Genomic DNA, 18,191 nt, shown 5'->3' with positions numbered 1-18,191 from the left:
GTTTCAAAGTGTTCAACTCGTTCTCCTTGTTTCACTTTCTGAATAATTTGGGCTTCTTCGTTGATTCGATCGCTAGGAAAAAGCATTATCCCATGTTGACCGATCGCTTCTTGTTCTTTATAACCGAACAGTCTTTCTGCCCCAAAATTCCAGCTAAGAATTACTCCATCCAAGGTTTTGCTGATAATAGCATCTTCAGAGGACTCTACAATTGCCGCAAGGTGAAATAAAGCTTTTTCAACTTGTTTAGAAGTACTGATATCACGAGCAATTTTGGAGACACCAATGATTCTGCCTGTTGTATCTTTAATTGGAGAAATTGTTAGCGAGATATCAATCAGTGTCTTATCTTTGCGTTGACGTACGGTCTCAAAGTGTTCAACTCGTTCTCCTTGTTTCACTTTCTGAATAATTTGGGCTTCTTCGTTGATCCGATCATTAGGAATAAGCATTGTCACACATTGACCGATCGCTTCTTGTTCTTTATAACCAAACAGTCTTTCTGCCCCAAAATTCCAGCTAAGAATTACTCCATCCAAGGTTTTACTGATAATAGCATCTTCAGAGGACTCTACAATTGCCGCAAGGCGAAATAAAGCTTCTTGAACTTGCTTGTTTACCAAATTTACCATATGAATTTACTACCTAAACTAATAAATGAAGGGCATACCCAAATTCTTGACTATTGTGTATTCTAAATACTCTTTTTTGTTCCTATAAAATAAAAAGAGTCAGCTTTACACAACTTTAATTAGTATTCCCTTAAGTACTAAAAAATTAACATTTAAGTTTTTATAAGTTTAATCGCCATGTTGCAAGTGGAGAGAATGCGAATGATCGGGCCAATCCGAACATACTACCCCGTTTCACTATTCATCACGTTGCCTTCCGCCCTGACGATGCTACAAGCGTCCTAGCGTGACCGGGTTTATTTTTGGTGTTTGATGCGTAGCTTGCCACCGTAGGCATCGCTAAACCAGCTTTCATTCTCAATAATGGGAAGTAATTTGATAATTATTATTGAGTTCTGATATTATTTTAAGTCATCAAAAAGCGATCGCCACATCTACTGAAGCTGCCCTCCTCCCCCCAATCCTGAATGCAAGTTTTGTAACGTTTGTTAACCAAGATATTGTCCTGGGAATTCTAACCTTAGTACACAGGAATTCTCAAAAAAAGCTATGAGCGCAAAAGTTGATGGAACTTTAAAGATCGCTGGCTACCAAATCATAGAGCAACTTTATTCCGGTTCTCGCACCCAAGTGTATCGGGCAGTACGAGAATGCGATCGCCTAGCAGTTGTGATCAAGCTCTTAAAACGAGAATACCCTACCTTCAGCGAACTAGTACAGTTTCGCAACCAATATGCGATCACTAAAAACCTAGATATTCCCCGGATCATCAAGCCCTACAGCTTAGAAGCCCATCGCAACGGCTATGCTTTAGTCATGGAAGACTTTGGTGGCATTTCCTTGTGGGAATTTACCCAAGGAGGACCATTGACTTTAGAGCAATTCCTTGCCATTGCTCTGCAACTGATAGACACGCTACACCAGTTACATCAACAGCGCGTCATTCACAAAGACATTAAACCAGCCAACATCTTGATTCACCCTGACACAAAACAAATCAAGCTGATTGACTTCAGTATTGCTTCACTCCTACCACGAGAAACCCAGGAGATCCAAAGTCCCAACGGACTGGAGGGAACGCTAGCGTACCTGTCGCCAGAGCAAACCGGACGGATGAACCGGGGCATTGACTACCGCAGCGACTTCTATTCATTAGGCGTGACTTTCTTTGAATTACTGAGCAAAGAACTGCCCTTTGAGTCCTATGACCCAATGGAGTTGGTGCATTGCCACATTGCCAAGCTTCCACCCTTCGTCTGCGATCTCAACCCCGATTTGCCCTTGATGCTGGGCGAGATTGTCCGCAAACTGATGGCGAAGAACGCCGAAGACCGCTATCAGAGTGCGCTAGGACTGAAACATGACCTAGTGACCTGCTTAGAGCAGTGGCGAGCAACAGGCAAGCACACCTGGTTTGATTTGGGACAGCGCGATATTAGCGATCGCTTTATTATCAGAGAAAAACTCTACGGACGGGAATCACAAGTGCAGACGTTACTGGAGGCATTTGGTTATGTTGCTAATGGTGGCTCCCAACTGATGCTGGTGGCAGGTTTCTCTGGCATTGGCAAAACCGCAGTCGTCAATGAAGTGCATAAGCCGATCGTCCGGTGGAACGGCTACTTTATCAAGGGCAAGTACGACCAGTTCAACCGCAACATTCCTCTGTCTGCTTTTGTACAAGCCTTCCGTGATTTGATGGGACAATTGCTTAGTGAAAGCGATAGCCAACTGGAGCAATGGCAGAGCAAGATTTTAGCGGCAGTTGGAGAGAACGGGCAAGTCCTGATCGAGGTGATTCCTGAACTGGAGCAAATGATCGGCAAACAGCCTATGATCCCTGAATTATCAGGCAGTGCGGCACAAAATCGCTTTAATTTGCTGTTTCAAAAGTTCATTCAAGTTTTCACAACAAGAGAGCATCCGTTGGTGATGTTTGTCGATGACTTGCAGTGGGCAGATTCGGCATCGCTCAATTTGCTGAAGCTGTTGATGGCCCAAAGCGTTCAGGGTTATCTATTCATTATTGGTGCATACCGCGATAACGAGGTGTTTGCGGCTCATCCACTCATGTTGACGCTAGATGAAATTGAAAAGGCATCCTCCCGCGTCAACACTCTCACCCTAGCTTCCTTGAGTCAAGCAGATGTGAACAATTTGATCGCCGACTCACTCAGTTGTGCAACGGAACGGGCACTGCCGTTGACAGAGTTAGTTTATCAAAAAGCCAAAGGCAATCCATTTTTCACGACTCAGTTTCTGAAAGCGCTGCATGAGGATGGGCTGATTACCTTTGATTGGGAGGCAGGTTTTTGGCAGTGTGATGTAGTGCAAGTGCGATCGCTTGCTCTCACTGATGATGTAGTGGAATTTATGGCACAACAGCTTCAGAAATTGCCATCCAACACTCAAGATATTTTGAAACTAGCAGCTTGTATTGGCAACCAATTTGATTTGGCAACGTTGGCGATCGTTTTGTCACAATCTCAAATCGAAACGGCTGCTAATTTATGGAAAGCTTTACAAGAAGGGCTAATTTTACCGATTAGTGATGTTTATAAGTTTTATCAGGCAGAGGATGATGAGAGATTTTTGCTGTCAAATGAGAATACCAGTAAACAAATAGCCAAATATAGATTTTTACATGACAGAGTACAGCAAGCGGCTTATTCGCTGATTCCCGATAATCAAAAAACAGCAACTCATCTCAAAATTGGACATTTACTCCGACAAAATTTCTCCGAAATAGAGCAAGAAGAAAAACTGTTTGATATTGTTGGACATTTGAATTTAGGACAAGAGTTAATTACTCAAGTGAGCGATCGCCAAGCATTAGCTCAACTGAATTTAAAAGCTGGAGTTAAAGCGAGAAATTCTACAGCTTACGTAGCAGCAAGGGTTTATTTGCAAACAGGGTTAGAGTTACTACAGACAAACTGCTGGCAACACACGTATAAATTGACTCTGAATCTGTATGTTACGGCTGCTGAAGTTGCCTATTTAAATGGTGACTTTGAGGGTATGGAACAGATAACAGCCTTGGTGCTGCAAGAAGCACAGACGATTTTCGACAAAGTGAAAATCTACGAAATTCAAATCGTAGCAAAAACGACTCAGAGCCAAATGTTGCAGGCGATCGCAATAGCAACAGATGCACTCTTACAATTGGGGGTGGAATTCCCTAGCGAATCTGATGCAGCCGACATTGACAAAGCCCTACAAGCCATTGCTAGCCAACTGCAAGATAGAGAGATTGCGAAACTAGTTGATCTGCCAATAATGACTAACCCCACATCAGTGGCAGCAATGCAACTATTAGCAAAGTTGTTTCCAGCAGTTTTTGTGGGAATGCCGGGTTTATTACCCCTCCTTAGCTCAAAAATGGTGAGTTTATCGCTCCAGTTTGGGAATACACCGACATCAATGGTGGGGTATGCGATTCATGGACTGGTGCTGTGTGCTGTTTTGGGAGAAGTTGAAACGGGCTACAGTTTTGGTAAATTGGCGCTGAACTTACTAGAGCGGCTCAATTTACCAGAATATAACTCCATGACTCTACATCTATTTGGGGATTTTATTCAGCATCACCGCGAAGCTCTGTTGACAACGACAGTAACGCTGAAACATAGCTATACGACTGGTATGGAAAGTGGCGATTTTCTACGTGCTGGTTATAGCATTGTGGGTTATAACAATCTGAGACTGTTTGCTGGAGTAGAGCTAGACATTTGCGAATCTGAATTAGCAGTTTACAGCAGCGCTTTGGCTCAAGTGAAACTATCTTCCCCTCAAGTTTATTTGGACATGATATGGCAGACAGTCAAAAATTTGAGAGAACCTGTGAGTCAACCGGATTGCTTAATCGGCAGTGCCTACGATGAAACTGTGATGATTCCTAAGCACCATCAGGATCATGATCTGACTGCGATCGCTATGGGCTACATTGATAAACTGCTGCTAGCTTACTCATGGGACAATTATTCGGTTGCGCTCAATTATATTGACCAAATCAAGCCGTATTTAATAGCAGTGTCGGGACTAATTTTTGTTCCCATTTTCCATTTTTATGCTGCGCTAACGCACCTAGCACTCTTCCCCACAAAGCCAGAACCAGAGCAAGCCCATATACTTGCCCAAGCCGGAACCCATCAAACTATTCTGCATCAATGGGCAAAAAATGCCCCGATGAATCACTTGCATAAATGGTATTTAATTGAGGCTGAACGTTATCGAGTTTTGGGTGAAAAAATCGCCGCCATTGAGTGTTATGACCGAGCCATAACTCTTGCTCAAGAACATCAGTTCATCAACGAAGAAGCCTTAGCCAATGAACTAGCCGCCAAATTTTACCTCAACTGGGGTAAAGAGCGCATTGCTCAGGAATACATCACCCAAGCTTACTACAATTATGCTCGTTGGGGCGCTAAAGCCAAAGTCGTCGACTTGGAACGACGCTATCCCCAACTCCTTGCCCCCATCTTAGAGCAAACCCGTTCTCCCCTCTCAACTCACGAAACTATCTTTACATTGGGGAGTATCACCTCCACCAGTTCCGCCACTTCTAATAGTAGCAGTGTCTCTGTTGCTTTAGATTTAGCTGCCATTCTCAAAGCTTCCCAAACCCTTTCTGGGGAAATCGAACTCGAAAAACTGCTCTCGGCGTTGCTACATATCCTGATTGAAAATGCCGGAGCCGATAAGTGTGTGTTCATGCTTTTGGAGTCAGGTCGTTTACTAATTCAGGCGCTAGCACAGCTTTCCTTTGGTGTCACATCTGTAGAGAACAAGGGAATTGCCCACGTCGATTTTTACCCAATGTTACTCAACCCAGAGCCTGTTGAAGACTCTGTTGATGTGCCAGTTGGCTTAATTAACACTGTTAAACGCAGCTTCCAACCTGTGGTAATTACCGATGCCACTGTGCATCCGCAATTAATCAATGACCCGTATATTCAGCAACAGCAGCCGAAGAGTATCTTGTGCAGCCCGATTTTGCATCAGGGTAAGTTGCTTGGCATATTGTATCTGGAAAATAACCTGACAACCGCAGCCTTTACCAGCGATCGCGTTGAACTGCTCAACTTACTTTGTACTCAAACCGCAATCTCTTTAGAAAACGCCCGACTGTATGCCCAAGAACAGGAAAAATCACAAGTCTTACAAGCATCAATAGCACAATTAAAACAGGCTGAAGCATCTCTAGCCAAAGAACGAGAATTTTTGAATGCGATCATTCACAATATTACCGATGGGATTGTTGTCTGTGATGCTAGTGGCAAGTTGACCTTATTCAATAACGCAACTCGTGAATTTCATGGCTTACCAGTAGAATCATTACCACCAGAACAATGGACAGAACACTTCTCACTCTATCAACCTGATGGTCAAACACCCCTATTAACAACGGAAATTCCACTGTTTCGCGCCTTGCAAGGAGAAATAGTCGAAAACGCTGAAATGATAATTGCGCCGAAGCATGGTTCTAAAAGAATTTTCTTAACCAGCGGACAAGCGATCTTTGATGCTTCGGGTAACAAACTCGGTGCGGTAGTCGTGATGCGAGATATTAGCGATGTCTACGACGAGCTTCGCTTACGCAAAAAAGCTGAACTTGCTTTGCAGCAAAAATCACTTGATTTGCAACAAGCATTGAACGATTTACAAAACGCCCAATTACAAATTATCCAAAGTGAAAAAATGTCAGCACTGGGCAACTTAGTTGCTGGTGTAGCTCACGAAATGAATAATCCACTCGGTTTTATTGCTGCCAGTCTCAAACAAGCTAAACCCACTGTTGCTGATATTGTTGAACACTTAAAACTCTATCAATCTAGCCTGCCCAATGCAAGTGATGAAATCAAAGACCATGCTGAAGAAATCGACTTGGATTATAGCTTATCAGACTTGCCCAAGATGATTGATTCCATGACAATGGCGTGCGATCGCCTGAAAAATATCAGCACCAGTTTACGAACTTTCTCCCGTGCCGACAAAGATTATAAAGTGCCGTTTAATATTCACCAAGGCATCGACAGCACGATTTTAATTTTGAAACATCGTCTCAAGGCTAACGAGCTACGTCCAGCAATTGAAGTGATAACTGAGTACAGCACTTTACCTCAAATTGAGTGTTTTCCTGGACAATTAAATCAAGTATTTATGAATCTAATAGCAAATGCTATTGATGCATTGGATGAATCAAATACAAATCGAAGTTTTGAGGAAATTCAGATTAATCCTAACCTGATAACAATTAAAACATCAGTAGAAAATGAATGTGTAAAAATTAGCATTACTGACAATGGTCAGGGGATGACTCAAGAGGTAAAACAAAAGATATTTGACCATTTATTTACGACGAAAGCTGTCGGTAAAGGAACAGGATTAGGATTAGCGATCGCCCGTCAAATTATTGTGGAAAAACATGGCGGAGCGATCGCGGTGAATTCTCAACTTGGCGAAGGAACTGAATTTGCGATTCGGCTACCGTTGTCGGCATAAGCGAGAAAATCGCAGTTGTTGTCGGATAAAAATAATTTGTCGCTAGCCCGATCAATGGAAGTTATTCACTTTGCAAGAAGCGCTTTGAAATTGCCGCAGGGGTGAAATTGCTAGGTTCTGCACTCGCTGATCAATACCATCTCCCTGAATAATCACCTGGGAACGTGACTGAATTAATTGCCATATCTGCGGACAACCTAGAACAGGAGTCAGTTCTGTTAAAGCAAAGACAAGTTCTGTGTTTAATTTATCTAACGATGGTCGCAATGTCTGGTTTAAGTCTGGCACGTTAGGAAAAGATTTAATGCCTTGCTTTTGCCAGTTTTGAAAATCAACTGTTTGGATGAGTTTTCCTGCTTCTATTTGTGCTTTAAAAAATCCTGCAACTCTATCGGGTTCTAAACTATGGGTTGTTGCTTGTTGCTTAACCTTTAATAGTAACTCTTGTTCGCGCTTTAAATCCTCAATAGGACGTTTGTGATTCCATTTCCACCGGGCTACATCATGTGCAATTATTAATCGCTGCTGGATCAATTTTAGTAATTTATCTACAGGTACTTGTTGATCTGCAGTCGTAATAGCTTGAGGATTTGTTAATTGCACTGGCCCAGAGTTTTGAGCAGCGAAATATAATTTTAAGTTGGCAGCAACTACTGTACTACTAAAAGAAAGCCCAAAGAAAATTATTATGGCTAACAACAGTGGATGCTTTCTAAAAAAACTTAAATTCATGTCAAAAAGTTTATACACTCTGCTACTTAGCAGTAATTTCCATTAATTCCACAGGAATACAGTATTTTCAATCCCAGACAAAATATCTCATATTTACTGACAAAAAGCAAGTTCAGCAGCTATCGGCTCACAATTTATTCGATCATTCCCAGTCAGAGACTGGGAACAAGGCGAACTCCAAACAGACGCGATTAATCGCGTCTCTCCAAACTCCTAACTTTTTACGTTTTTCCCGCTACCACCGAGTTTTTAACCAAAAGTTCCACTGCTGCTTGATATTGCAGATCCGCTGCTGTTCCAATCTCTTCACGGTTAATTGGATCTTGGGAAATTACTGTATCCGGCTTAATACCTAGTTTGTTAATATCCCGGTGTTGAGGAGTTTCATACTTAGCAATTGTGACTGCCAAGCCCGAACCATCTGATAATTCAAATAAGGATTGAATTAAGCCCTTTCCAAAGGTGGTTTCGCCTATCAACAGGGCACGACCATTATCTTGGAGTGCGCCGGCGAGAATTTCACTAGCACTGGCAGTTCCTTGATTCACCAAAATCACCAGAGGATCGTTCGTCAGGGCTGGGGCAAACGCTTCAAAACTACCTTGAATGCCTTGTCGGTTCACAGTGTAGACGATTGTGCCGGAGTCTAACCACAGACGAGCGATTTCAATTCCTGATTGCAATAGCCCCCCAGGATTATTTCGTAAATCCAGAATGTAGGCAGCAGCGCCTTTTTTTTCTAGACTAGAAATAGCGTGTGCCAATTCCATTGAGGCGTTGGCATTGAATTGAGTGAGGCGAAGGTAGCCAATGGGCATGTCCCCCGTGGAAACACGTAATTCGGAAACCACAGGGTTAAGAGCAATGCGATCGCGTGTAAGTCTAATTTCCCTTTCTGCCTCTCCGTCCCGTTCGATCAGGAGAGTCACAAGGCTGCCACTCGGGCCGCGCATTTTGGTTGCAGCTTCATCAAGGGTGAGATTTTTTGTAGAAATGCCTTCAATTTTGAGAATGCGATCGCGTGGTCTAATCCCCGCTTTATCTGCTGGTGAACCTGCTATGGGAGCTACTACTTCCAACTTCCCAGTCTCAGGATTCAGGGCAATTTGCAATCCTACCCCAGTCAGTTCCCCAGAGGTATTGACCTGTAAGCTGCGGTACTGTTCCGGATCTAAAAAGCGGGTAAAAGGATCATCGAGGCTCTTGAGCATCCTCCCAATTGCCGTATAAGTGGCATTTGAGTCTGTGAGCGGCTTCTCCAGAGCCTTTTGTCGGACTGCCGCCCAGTTTTGATGATTAAACGTCTCATCTAGATAAGTGCGATTAACAATTCGCCAAACTTCCGAAACCAGCTTTTGTTCCGTCGTCAAAGCCACCGCAGGCTGGCTCAGTATACCAAACGCCAACCAAAACGCCATTAGCAATGAAAATCCAACCCGAAAAACTTGTTTGTTCATGAACCCCATTATCAATTCCACCTCAACCCAAATTGCCTAGAAATGCCCAGTTGCTCTGTTGTTGATGAAATCTATCTCTCGATTATGTTACTTTTTTTATAGAAGTGGTGCATTCCTCTCATCAAGTTGTTCACTCAACTGATGCATTGTATTCACTCACCAAAGGATAAAATCTACTTTGTGTCCACCATTTTTTGTGCAGGGGCGTAAAGAGATCGCAATATATTCCATCTTTACAGAGTGTAAAGTTTCTGAAGACTCTTAGCACGCTGAAAGCTGATGACAAGCAAACAAAAAACTCCCCTTTACTAAAATCCCAAAATTGCTAATTGGGAGAGAAGTCTGAGCGGCGGCTTCTGAGAAGTCTGTAGACAATTCTGCTGCTACCCTACTCCTCGGTAACGACTTCTCCTGCAAAGACGCTATCGCGAATGGGAAACAGGAAAGCCTAAAGGCGAATCCGCAGGATGCCAAGGCTTAGGACTATCGGAACTTTGGTCGCCGATTTAGAACTTCGGGATTTATCAACCGCAACCGATTCTTAGGGACTTGAGATTGTATGGCCAACGTTTACGACTGGTTTGAGGAACGCCTAGAAATTCAGGCGCTCGCTGAAGATGTTACTAGCAAGTACGTTCCTCCCCACGTCAATATCTTTTACTGCCTGGGTGGAATTACCCTGGTTTGCTTTCTCATCCAGTTTGCCACTGGATTTGCCATGACTTTCTACTACAGGCCAACAGTCGCTGAAGCTTTCTCCTCAGTGCAGTACATCATGAATGAAGTCAACTTCGGCTGGCTAATTCGCTCTGTCCATCGCTGGTCTGCGAGTATGATGGTGCTGATGATGATTTTGCACGTCTTCCGGATTTACCTGACCGGTGGGTTCAAAAAGCCCCGCGAATTGACCTGGATAAGTGGTGTCATCCTGGCTGTAATTACCGTTTCTTTTGGCGTCACAGGCTACTCCCTACCTTGGGATCAAGTTGGCTACTGGGCTGTGAAAATCGTTAGCGGCGTACCAGAAGCAATTCCGGTGGTTGGCGTTCTGATTTCCGACCTTTTGCGTGGTGGTTCGAGTGTTGGTCAAGCAACACTGACTCGTTACTACAGCGCACACACCTTTGTACTGCCTTGGTTGATTGCAGTCTTCATGCTGTTCCACTTCTTGATGATCCGCAAGCAAGGCATTTCCGGTCCTTTGTAATTTCAGCTATTAGCGAAAGGTAACATCTGTCAGTTCTCAGATGAAGTTGTTTGTTCTAAACTTATGAAACACAAGAAATTAATTGCACATAAGTTCCAAAAAACAAACACTTGTATCTGAAGCCTAAAGCTGTAGAGACCCTCCAGGCGGCTGACCGTAGACAGACAAACGCTGTTTGCCGCCTTAGGGCTGCCTAGTAGCTGATAGCTTTCACAAATGCTTTAATTTAACTTAAGCAAGAGAGCACATTTCAAAATGGCAACACAAAAAAAACCTGATCTGAGCGATCCTAAATTAAGAGCCAAACTTGCCCAAGGGATGGGTCACAACTATTATGGTGAACCAGCTTGGCCTAACGATCTACTTTACGTGTTTCCCATCGTAATCATGGGTTCGTTCGCGGCTATTGTAGCTCTGGCTGTGCTAGACCCCGCCGGGACAGGTGAACCAGCAAATCCTTTTGCCACTCCATTGGAAATTTTGCCAGAGTGGTATTTGTATCCGGTATTCCAGATTTTGCGATCGCTTCCTAACAAACTTTTAGGAGTGTTAGCAATGGGTTCGGTACCAGTGGGGCTAATCCTCGTTCCCTTTATTGAGAACGTCAATAAATTCCAAAACCCCTTCCGCCGTCCAGTTGCAACCACAGTATTCCTCTTTGGTACCCTTGTCACCTTGTGGCTGGGTATTGGTGCTGCCTTGCCATTGGATAAGTCTTTGACCTTGGGACTATTCTAAATTAGTCACCACAAAGTGCTTTGACGCCTGTGAGTTTCAAGAGCATATGCAGATGTGCTTTTGAAAAAAAAATCTACAGGCGTCAATTTTAATAGTTCAGATTACATCTTGGATTTTAAGTTTTGGATTGAAAAGCTATTCCAAAATCTAAAATCACTAAAAGTCGCCAAATACAAACATTTTTCACTTACTTAACGTAAGTTGCTAGTTACAACCCTCGAAATACCAAAATCGCTCATGTTTTGTATTTTGGTAAACAAAATATCTCAATTTAAATTTTTCTATGTCAGAGAAATTTTGCGCTATTGGCAAAACTTAATAACTAGCAACTTGGGTTTACTTATATTTAAGTCACAGTTAATGCTTAGCATAGTGCAGCAAGACCATCTGACGGTTAAGAGCGAACTCAGTCTCCTAAACCAGGTGCAAGAATGGTTCGAGCAATTTTGTCTGCAACATTTGTCTCAACTTGGCTGGTCAAAAACTCAACTTGATCGCCTCAATTTAGCATTAGCAGAAGGCTTTACCAACGCTGTTCGTCACGCTCATCATGCTTTACCCCCAGAAACAACCATTGAGATTAACGTTTATCTGTGGATTGACCGACTAGAAATTAGAATTTGGGATTATGGAAAACCTTTCAATCCTGATGCGCTCGCAGAGCCAGAGCCAGGTACTCTACAAGTTGGCGGGTATGGATGGTTTCTTCTGCGGCGGTTGGCTGACCGTGTTGTATACGAACGTGGTGCAGATGGTAGAAATTGCCTCCTGATTGTTAAATACTCGGTAGAAGCACAAAAGTAAAAGTGAAGTAGTCCAAGGTAAAGGAAGGTAAAAATACTTCTAATGCCAATTTTGGGTTTTGAGCAAAGGCAGAGCGTAGGGAAGGAGTACCAGCAGCGTCTGAGAGCTTGTCTTGTCTTCTTTACGAAACGCTGCCTTATCTGAGATTCTACTTAAGAGTAAGACAAACATAACTTCTCCGAGCAAAGATGCTGCGCGTAGCTTGCTTTTGAGTAGAGGTACGGAGATTTTGCCCAAAGTTGAGCCATTTACTTCAAAACAGAAAAACCAGCAAAAGGAGTCTTTGCTTTGTTATGTAGTTATTTGATTGATAAAAGTATACTCCTTTTTCAATAACATCTCGATTGGGGTAGTATGTTTTTTATGTGAAATTGCTTAGTTATTATGATTTTTTTTGTAAAACCTCAAAGAATATTGTTGTATAAAAAGAATTAGTAAATACAGTAAAGGTAACATTCGAGTTATACTACTTCCCTTGTTAAGATCTGTCAGCAGTGTTAAAAGCCTTATTTTTATTCTCTAACAAGTGCCATTTTGTGCTTAGAGAGATAGAGAGAATAGGGGAGAAAATATGGCTAAGACAGCCCTAATTACCGGAATAACTGGTCAAGATGGCTACTATCTCAGCCATTTGCTCCTCAACCGGGGTTACCGAGTTATTTCAACTAGTAGCTAACCCCAGTAAAGCTAAAAGAAACCTCGGCTGGGAACCCCAAGTGAGCTTTGAGGAACTTTTAGAAAAAATGTTAAAAACAGATTTGGAGCGGTTACAAAGCGGTGCGTTGGATGAAGTCCTTGCCGCAGGCATCGCGCCTTTACCGCGAGTGTAAATAACCTAACATGCACATTACTAGAGTCACAGAAAACCTCAAGTTAGGTGATAAAGTTAACAAAAAAACTAACCATGTCTTTGTGTTTTTAGAAATTTTTGCCCACGAAGGTGGTATTCAATCATATATAAAAGATATTTTTCGCGCCTATCTAGGATTGAGCCAAGCCTACAAGGCAGAAGTCTTTTTACTGCGAGATAGTCCAGATAGTTTAAATCCGTTTGAAGACGAGAACTTAAAATTTCATTACTTTAAAAATCAGTCTCCCTATTTGGGGAGATTGCAAATGGCAGCAGCTTTACTCAAATGTCTGTTGCAAAGCCGTCCGCAGCAAGTTTTCTGCGGTCATATTAATTTAGCAGTATTAATCCAAACTCTTTGCCAGCCCTTGGGGATTCCTTACACCGTGCTAACTTACGGTAAAGAAGTCTGGGAACCGCTGAAAAATCAAGAACGTCGCGCCCTGACATCAGCAGCTGGAATTTGGACAATTAGTCGCTACAGCCGCGATCGCGCTTGTGTTACTAATGGTCTAAACCCGAAAATGGTACAGATGATGCCTTGTGCAATTGATGGGGATAAATTTACTCCTGGTTCCAAGCAGCCACAATTAGTCCAGAAGTATGGCTTAACTAGTGCTAAGGTGTTAATGACAGTAGCGCGGTTATGGTCAGGGGATATTTACAAGGGTGTAGATGTAACGATTCGGGCATTACCACAAATCGCTCAAGTTTTCCCAGAAGTCAAATATTTGGTAATTGGTCGCGGTGATGACCAACCGCGATTAGCTAAACTTGCACAAAATTTAGGTGTGAGCGATCGCGTCGTGTTTGCTGGTTTCGTTGCCACAGAAGAATTAATCGAACATTACCGCCTTGCTGATGCCTATATTATGCCTTCGCAAGAAGGCTTTGGCATTGTTTATCTGGAGGCAATGGCTTGTGGAGTACCTGTATTATCCGGTGACGACGATGGGTCAGCTGACCCCTTACAGGATGGTAAACTGGGATGGCGAGTACCACACCGCAGTCCTGATGCTGTAGCAACAGCTTGTATAGAAATGCTTCAAGGGGATGACCAGCGTTGTAATGGAGAGTGGCTGCGAGAACAGGCGATCGCTGTGTTTGGCATGGATGCCTTGCAACAGCACTTGCAAAAAATGCTTCTATCCTCAGTAATCAAGTCCATTTAAGTCCAAATGATTAATAACAAATGACTAATGACTAAAATCGCTATCCTAGAGGATAGCAGGACGACATTTAAAAAATGAGCTTTAAGTCATTTCAATTGAATCTTTTAAATCTCCGCCCTTGGATCACCCTGCTGGCAGTTATTTGGTTGCTGGCATCACTGGGCTTGGGTTGGTTGGTTAATTCGTTGCTAATTATTTTCGGATTGCTGTTATTAGCACCCGTTATAGCTTTTTTTGGCTTTCGTTGGTGGCTGCAACGCAACTTGGTTGCCGATCAGTGTCCCGTCTGTGCATATGAATTTACAGGTTTAAATAACAGTCAGTTGCAGTGTCCTAACTGTGGGGAGTCACTGTTAGTACAAAATAGTCATTTTCAGCGCTTCACACCAGAAGGCACAATTGATGTCACTGCTGTCGAAGTTCCAGCCCAATCACTGGAAGATTAGTCATTAGTCAGTACAGACGCGACGCCAGTCGCTACAACGGGGGGAACCCCCGCAACACGCTGGCTGATTAATCGCGTCTGTACAATGGTCATTGGTGATTAGCAAAGGACAAATGACTAATGACTATTTATTTTTTTGCGAGATTGAGAGGGTGTAGCTATACTCTAGTTGGGATATTTCGCCTACATACAGCAAATATTTGCCTGCTTGCCAGTAACCAGAAAGTTCTGGCTTGCCTCCAGAGTAGCTATCTGGCATTACACAAAAGCGCCCCCCAGGCCCGTCGATCAACAGCGTTGGCTTCCCTTGGCTCTCTACTGTTAATCGCAAATAAGGTAGTGACTCTGTAACCTGGATAACTTGATTGGGTGCAGTGGTAATATTGCCACAATTACTTTTGACAGTTCCCCCAGACTTTCCGTTCAAAATCAGTGGATCTCGTTGGAAATTCCGATTAATTTGGATTGTTGGTTTCTGTGCCAAATTAGCTTCAGTGAAAACCAAACTCATCGCCAAAGCTGTGGGAACAATTGCAACTAGCCTAAGCGTGTTCATTTTAATTAATGCTCCAAATTTTTTTTAGAGCAATGTTGTTATCTAGTCTGATTTAATAGACGACAGCAATCCGTCTTGGTTCCTAAAGCTGTCGTATAAAGCAATACTATTCAGTTGTAGAGATTTGATGGATGTGTGTAGAGAGGTGGCATTGCAATGTCTCTACATCAGAAATATAGATGTCTGGAAGACAACAAGAAAAAAACATAATTTTTACCTGTCCAGAAAGGTCTTGCACGCACAGACATTAGCTAAAATCACTAAGACAACCACCAAAAATAGAATTTGGTTGGTTTATTGTTGAATAAGTGTGCTAACTGAAGTAAAAAAGATTGATGAATCCTCAACCAGAAGAAGACTTACAGCGTCGCCTCAATCAACTAGAGGCAGAGATTAATTCCCCACCTGGGGTGGTTCCACAATCACAATCACAAAAACAAACGCCTCAGTCTGTTTTTGCCAACTTGAACTTGCAACTAGAGCGATTTCAGATTTGGTTCAATAGCTTATCTGGGGCGAAAAAGCTGCTAGTTTCGGGTGTGACGGTGTTAGTAGGCTTGGCGATGCTGCAAGCAGTGTTTAAACTGGTTGCATCTGTAATCAGTCTGGCACTTTTGGCAGTATTAGTGTATGTTGGATACAAATTTTTTGTGTCTAGTAGCTTTCAACGTAAGCAATAAGTTGATATGCACTTACTTTGCAAGCCGTAGTTATGAGGTCAGGAGCCAGAATACAAACGGCTCCTGACTTATGACTCCTAAATTCTATTTCAATATGCTTTTGTTTTTGCCGATTAGCTTAATCTATTTTAATTGTGCCGAGCGCGGCGTAGAAATAATGTCAAAGGGAATTATGCGATGACGACACCAATTGTCAGGAGAACTAGTAATCAATCTGGTCAGTCAAAAAAACCGGAAAGAGCCAATTCGCTGTTGCTAGCAAGTAGGCGTTTTGCAGCTTGGGCAGCTGAAATCACACTAGTAGTTACTAGTGGGTTGATTCCCTTCGGCATTGGTGTCTATGCCAATTCTAGAAGCGATCTCAACCGAGTGCCGCTTAATCCCGTGCTGGTAGTCACCCAAAGAGCGATCGCCAGACCCCTGGCTCTGCCTGTGAGCTATGGCATCCCTAACGTAGCATGGCCGACTAATATTTTATGGACAATCGCCTTGTTAGCGCCTGTAACTCTCTCGTGGTGGCAATTGTATTTACTAGCTAAGACTGGTAGCACAATTCCTAAACGTTGGTTAAAAGTGCGGGTTGTCAACGAGCAAGGGACGCCGCCCGGATTGGGGGCAGTTGTGATTAGAGAAGGAGTTGGGCGTTGGACTGTACCCATTTCTATAGCTTATCTATTGTGGCGCTACAGCTTTGCTTTTCCTAATTTAGGATTATTTACATTTTTATCTTTGTTAATAATTGTGGGTGAAGGCATAGGTTTACCGTCACGCCGGAGGCGTCGCGCACTACATGATCAACTTGCAGGCACTTATACAATAGATGCACTTTTAGCTAGCAATAGACAAGCTCAGTCTGCTGGCGGTAATGATCAAGCAGAAGAATGGCAACAGGGAGAAGAATTAGCGGCAGCCCAAACCAACCAGTCGCCTAATCTGTGGCGGCGGATACAGCAAAATCCTAATCTGACTTTGTTTGGGGTAGGGCTGACGAGTATGACTGCTGTGTTGGCAACTTTAATAGGCACTCAAGTTTATATCCAAATTCAACAATCCCAACGAGCAACCGAGAAAATTAACAGGCAACAGTTCGACGAACTTCGCAACCAATTGAATTCCAACTCTGGGGCGACTAATGAGCAACGCCAAAGTGCAATTCTGGCTATGGGTGGTCTTAATGACCCACAGTCGATTAAATTTCTGGCGGATTTATTGGTCAGCGAAACCAACCCCAACCTTTTGGATACGATTCAACAAGCTTTGACAACTATCGGGCCCCAAGCCATTCCAGAATTAAAAAATAAGAATCAGTTTTTGGTGGGTGAACTGGAGTCTGTGGGTAGCACTGCAACCCAAGAACGGGAATTGCGGCAAGGGCAGCTACAAAGAAACCAGCGGACGATCAACAAGATTCTCTCTGTTTACAGCGGTAAAATTGAGGGCGTTGACCTGAGTAGCACCCAATTAGGTCAAAGCGGTACTCCAAGAAGTTCCTTGTTTAACTTGGTACTGGACAACATTGATTTATCAGGAGTTAAGTTAAAATCTGCAAATCTTAACCAAGCTAGTTTGAAGGGTAGCCGCTTTCGAGGCGTGGGTGAAGATGGACGCTGGGATACTTACGACGATGCGATCGCTGATTTAAGCCAAGCTCAGTTGCAGCAAGCCAATCTTACTGATGCTAACCTCAGTCGCGTCTTGATGAACCGTACCGATTTGAGCCGTGCCACTCTCAACAGAGCCAACTTATCCAACGCGCGTCTATTTGAGGCTAAACTCAACAGCACCCAACTAGTAGGAGCCGATCTGCGAAACGCAGTTTTGGAAAAAGCTAGCTTAACTGGAGCAGATTTAGGCGACGCCAAATTGAACGAAGCCAATCTGTACGCTGCGCGTTTAGGTCGCGTTACTGCCATAGGAACGCAATTATCTTTTGCCAACTTAACTAACACTGATTGGCAAGGGGCAGATTTATCAGGCGCATATTTGGATCGTGCTAATCTCAGCAATGCTAACCTCAGCGCCACTCGTCTAACTGGTGCTGTTTTGCGTTCTGCCCAGATGGAAAACGTTAACTTGCAAAATGCCGACCTGAGTCTTGCAGATTTACGGGGGGCAAATGTCGTCGGAGCTGATTTTAAGGGGGCAATTCTCGCCCCTAGCAAACAAGATCCAGCAGATCAATTTGTCCAAACCCCAGATTTAGGTTCAGTATCTGCCGTAGTCCAAGGGGTTGATTTTTCTCAAGCCAAAAATTTAGATGCCAAGCAATTAGCGTACATTTGTACTCAAGGAGGCATTCATCCCCGTTGCCCGTAGAATGAGAGGGGGAGCAGAGGGGCAGAGGAGCAGGGGGAGCAGGGGGAGAGTTTTCCCAATGCCCCATACCCAATGCCCAATGACTAATGACTAATGACTAA

General features: G+C 43.3%; 13 protein-coding genes and 1 pseudogene. 10 read left to right on the top strand and 4 right to left on the bottom strand.

Annotated features, from left to right (window positions below; translation table 11 throughout):
- A partial coding sequence (locus tag V7L29_RS03260) for a PAS domain-containing protein (RefSeq protein ID WP_334734514.1) occupies positions 1-632 on the bottom strand: 632 nt, incomplete at its 3' end.
- Between the two features lie 549 nt (positions 633-1,181).
- Here V7L29_RS03260 and V7L29_RS03255 point away from each other — a divergent pair.
- Complete coding sequence (locus tag V7L29_RS03255; RefSeq protein WP_334734513.1) at positions 1,182-7,133, top strand: trifunctional serine/threonine-protein kinase/ATP-binding protein/sensor histidine kinase; 5,952 nt, start codon at positions 1,182-1,184, stop codon at positions 7,131-7,133.
- 51 nt (positions 7,134-7,184) lie between these two features.
- On the opposite strand, the gene aroQ is transcribed toward V7L29_RS03255, so the two are convergent.
- Together aroQ and ctpA are read right to left on the bottom strand one after the other, a co-directional pair.
- Positions 7,185-7,865 carry a gamma subclass chorismate mutase AroQ gene (aroQ, locus tag V7L29_RS03250; protein WP_334734512.1) on the bottom strand — a complete coding sequence of 227 codons (681 nt, stop codon included), beginning with the start codon at positions 7,863-7,865 and terminating at the stop codon, positions 7,185-7,187.
- 221 nt (positions 7,866-8,086) lie between these two features.
- The gene (gene ctpA, locus V7L29_RS03245; RefSeq protein ID WP_334734511.1) at positions 8,087-9,331 is read right to left on the bottom strand and encodes a carboxyl-terminal processing protease CtpA; all 1,245 of its coding nucleotides are present in this window, start codon (positions 9,329-9,331) and stop codon (positions 8,087-8,089) included.
- A 550-nt stretch (positions 9,332-9,881) separates the two neighbouring features.
- Here ctpA and petB point away from each other — a divergent pair.
- From petB to V7L29_RS03215, 7 genes and pseudogenes are all read left to right on the top strand, one after another.
- Complete coding sequence (gene petB, locus V7L29_RS03240; RefSeq protein ID WP_334690455.1) at positions 9,882-10,529, top strand: cytochrome b6; 648 nt, start codon at positions 9,882-9,884, stop codon at positions 10,527-10,529.
- A gap of 255 nt (positions 10,530-10,784) precedes the next feature.
- Complete coding sequence (gene petD, locus V7L29_RS03235) at positions 10,785-11,267, top strand: cytochrome b6-f complex subunit IV (protein WP_334690454.1); 483 nt, start codon at positions 10,785-10,787, stop codon at positions 11,265-11,267.
- A 360-nt stretch (positions 11,268-11,627) separates the two neighbouring features.
- Complete coding sequence (locus V7L29_RS03230; RefSeq protein WP_334690453.1) at positions 11,628-12,071, top strand: ATP-binding protein; 444 nt, start codon at positions 11,628-11,630, stop codon at positions 12,069-12,071.
- A gap of 571 nt (positions 12,072-12,642) precedes the next feature.
- Positions 12,643-12,729, top strand: a pseudogene (locus tag V7L29_RS35370) (GDP-mannose 4,6-dehydratase); the annotation flags it as partial.
- Positions 12,692-12,901, top strand: a complete 210-nt coding sequence (locus V7L29_RS03225; RefSeq protein ID WP_442944123.1) for a GDP-mannose 4,6-dehydratase — start codon at positions 12,692-12,694, stop codon at positions 12,899-12,901. The pseudogene V7L29_RS35370 and the gene V7L29_RS03225, both read left to right, overlap by 38 nt.
- 10 nt (positions 12,902-12,911) lie before the next feature.
- The gene (locus tag V7L29_RS03220) at positions 12,912-14,093 is read left to right on the top strand and encodes a glycosyltransferase family 4 protein (RefSeq protein WP_334734510.1); all 1,182 of its coding nucleotides are present in this window, start codon (positions 12,912-12,914) and stop codon (positions 14,091-14,093) included.
- A 74-nt stretch (positions 14,094-14,167) separates the two neighbouring features.
- Positions 14,168-14,539, top strand: a complete 372-nt coding sequence (locus V7L29_RS03215) for a hypothetical protein (protein WP_334690451.1) — start codon at positions 14,168-14,170, stop codon at positions 14,537-14,539.
- Between the two features lie 123 nt (positions 14,540-14,662).
- Here V7L29_RS03215 and V7L29_RS03210 read toward each other — a convergent pair whose 3' ends face one another.
- Positions 14,663-15,094, bottom strand: a complete 432-nt coding sequence (locus tag V7L29_RS03210; protein ID WP_334690450.1) for a hypothetical protein — start codon at positions 15,092-15,094, stop codon at positions 14,663-14,665.
- Between the two features lie 335 nt (positions 15,095-15,429).
- Here V7L29_RS03210 and V7L29_RS03205 point away from each other — a divergent pair, with 335 nt between their 5' ends.
- Positions 15,430-15,774: a hypothetical protein gene (locus V7L29_RS03205; protein ID WP_334690449.1), complete on the top strand. Its 345-nt coding sequence runs from the start codon at positions 15,430-15,432 to the stop codon at positions 15,772-15,774.
- 177 nt (positions 15,775-15,951) lie between these two features.
- A complete protein-coding gene (locus V7L29_RS03200) occupies positions 15,952-18,090 on the top strand; it encodes a pentapeptide repeat-containing protein (protein WP_334734509.1) in 2,139 nt (712 codons plus the stop codon).
- The last annotated feature ends 101 nt before the right edge of the window (positions 18,091-18,191 follow it).

The organism is Nostoc sp. (genome assembly GCF_036916575.1).
Taxonomy (GTDB): Bacteria; Cyanobacteriota; Cyanobacteriia; order Cyanobacteriales; family Nostocaceae; genus Nostoc.
This window is presented reverse-complemented; position numbering and strand designations above follow the sequence as displayed.

What these genes read in the sequence shown, in the direction of transcription:
- V7L29_RS03230 (WP_334690453.1), top strand. Translation starts at nt 11,628, where the DNA reads ATGCTTAGCATAGTGCAGCAAGACCATCTGACGGTTAAGAGCGAACTC.
- V7L29_RS03215 (WP_334690451.1), top strand. Translation starts at nt 14,168, where the DNA reads ATGAGCTTTAAGTCATTTCAATTGAATCTTTTAAATCTCCGCCCTTGG.
- V7L29_RS03200 (WP_334734509.1), top strand. Translation starts at nt 15,952, where the DNA reads ATGACGACACCAATTGTCAGGAGAACTAGTAATCAATCTGGTCAGTCA.
- V7L29_RS03205 (WP_334690449.1), top strand. Translation starts at nt 15,430, where the DNA reads ATGAATCCTCAACCAGAAGAAGACTTACAGCGTCGCCTCAATCAACTA.
- petD (WP_334690454.1), top strand. Translation starts at nt 10,785, where the DNA reads ATGGCAACACAAAAAAAACCTGATCTGAGCGATCCTAAATTAAGAGCC.
- V7L29_RS03210 (WP_334690450.1), bottom strand. Translation starts at nt 15,094, where the DNA reads ATGAACACGCTTAGGCTAGTTGCAATTGTTCCCACAGCTTTGGCGATG.
- ctpA (WP_334734511.1), bottom strand. Translation starts at nt 9,331, where the DNA reads ATGGGGTTCATGAACAAACAAGTTTTTCGGGTTGGATTTTCATTGCTA.
- aroQ (WP_334734512.1), bottom strand. Translation starts at nt 7,865, where the DNA reads ATGAATTTAAGTTTTTTTAGAAAGCATCCACTGTTGTTAGCCATAATA.
- V7L29_RS03220 (WP_334734510.1), top strand. Translation starts at nt 12,912, where the DNA reads ATGCACATTACTAGAGTCACAGAAAACCTCAAGTTAGGTGATAAAGTT.
- V7L29_RS03255 (WP_334734513.1), top strand. Translation starts at nt 1,182, where the DNA reads ATGAGCGCAAAAGTTGATGGAACTTTAAAGATCGCTGGCTACCAAATC.
- petB (WP_334690455.1), top strand. Translation starts at nt 9,882, where the DNA reads ATGGCCAACGTTTACGACTGGTTTGAGGAACGCCTAGAAATTCAGGCG.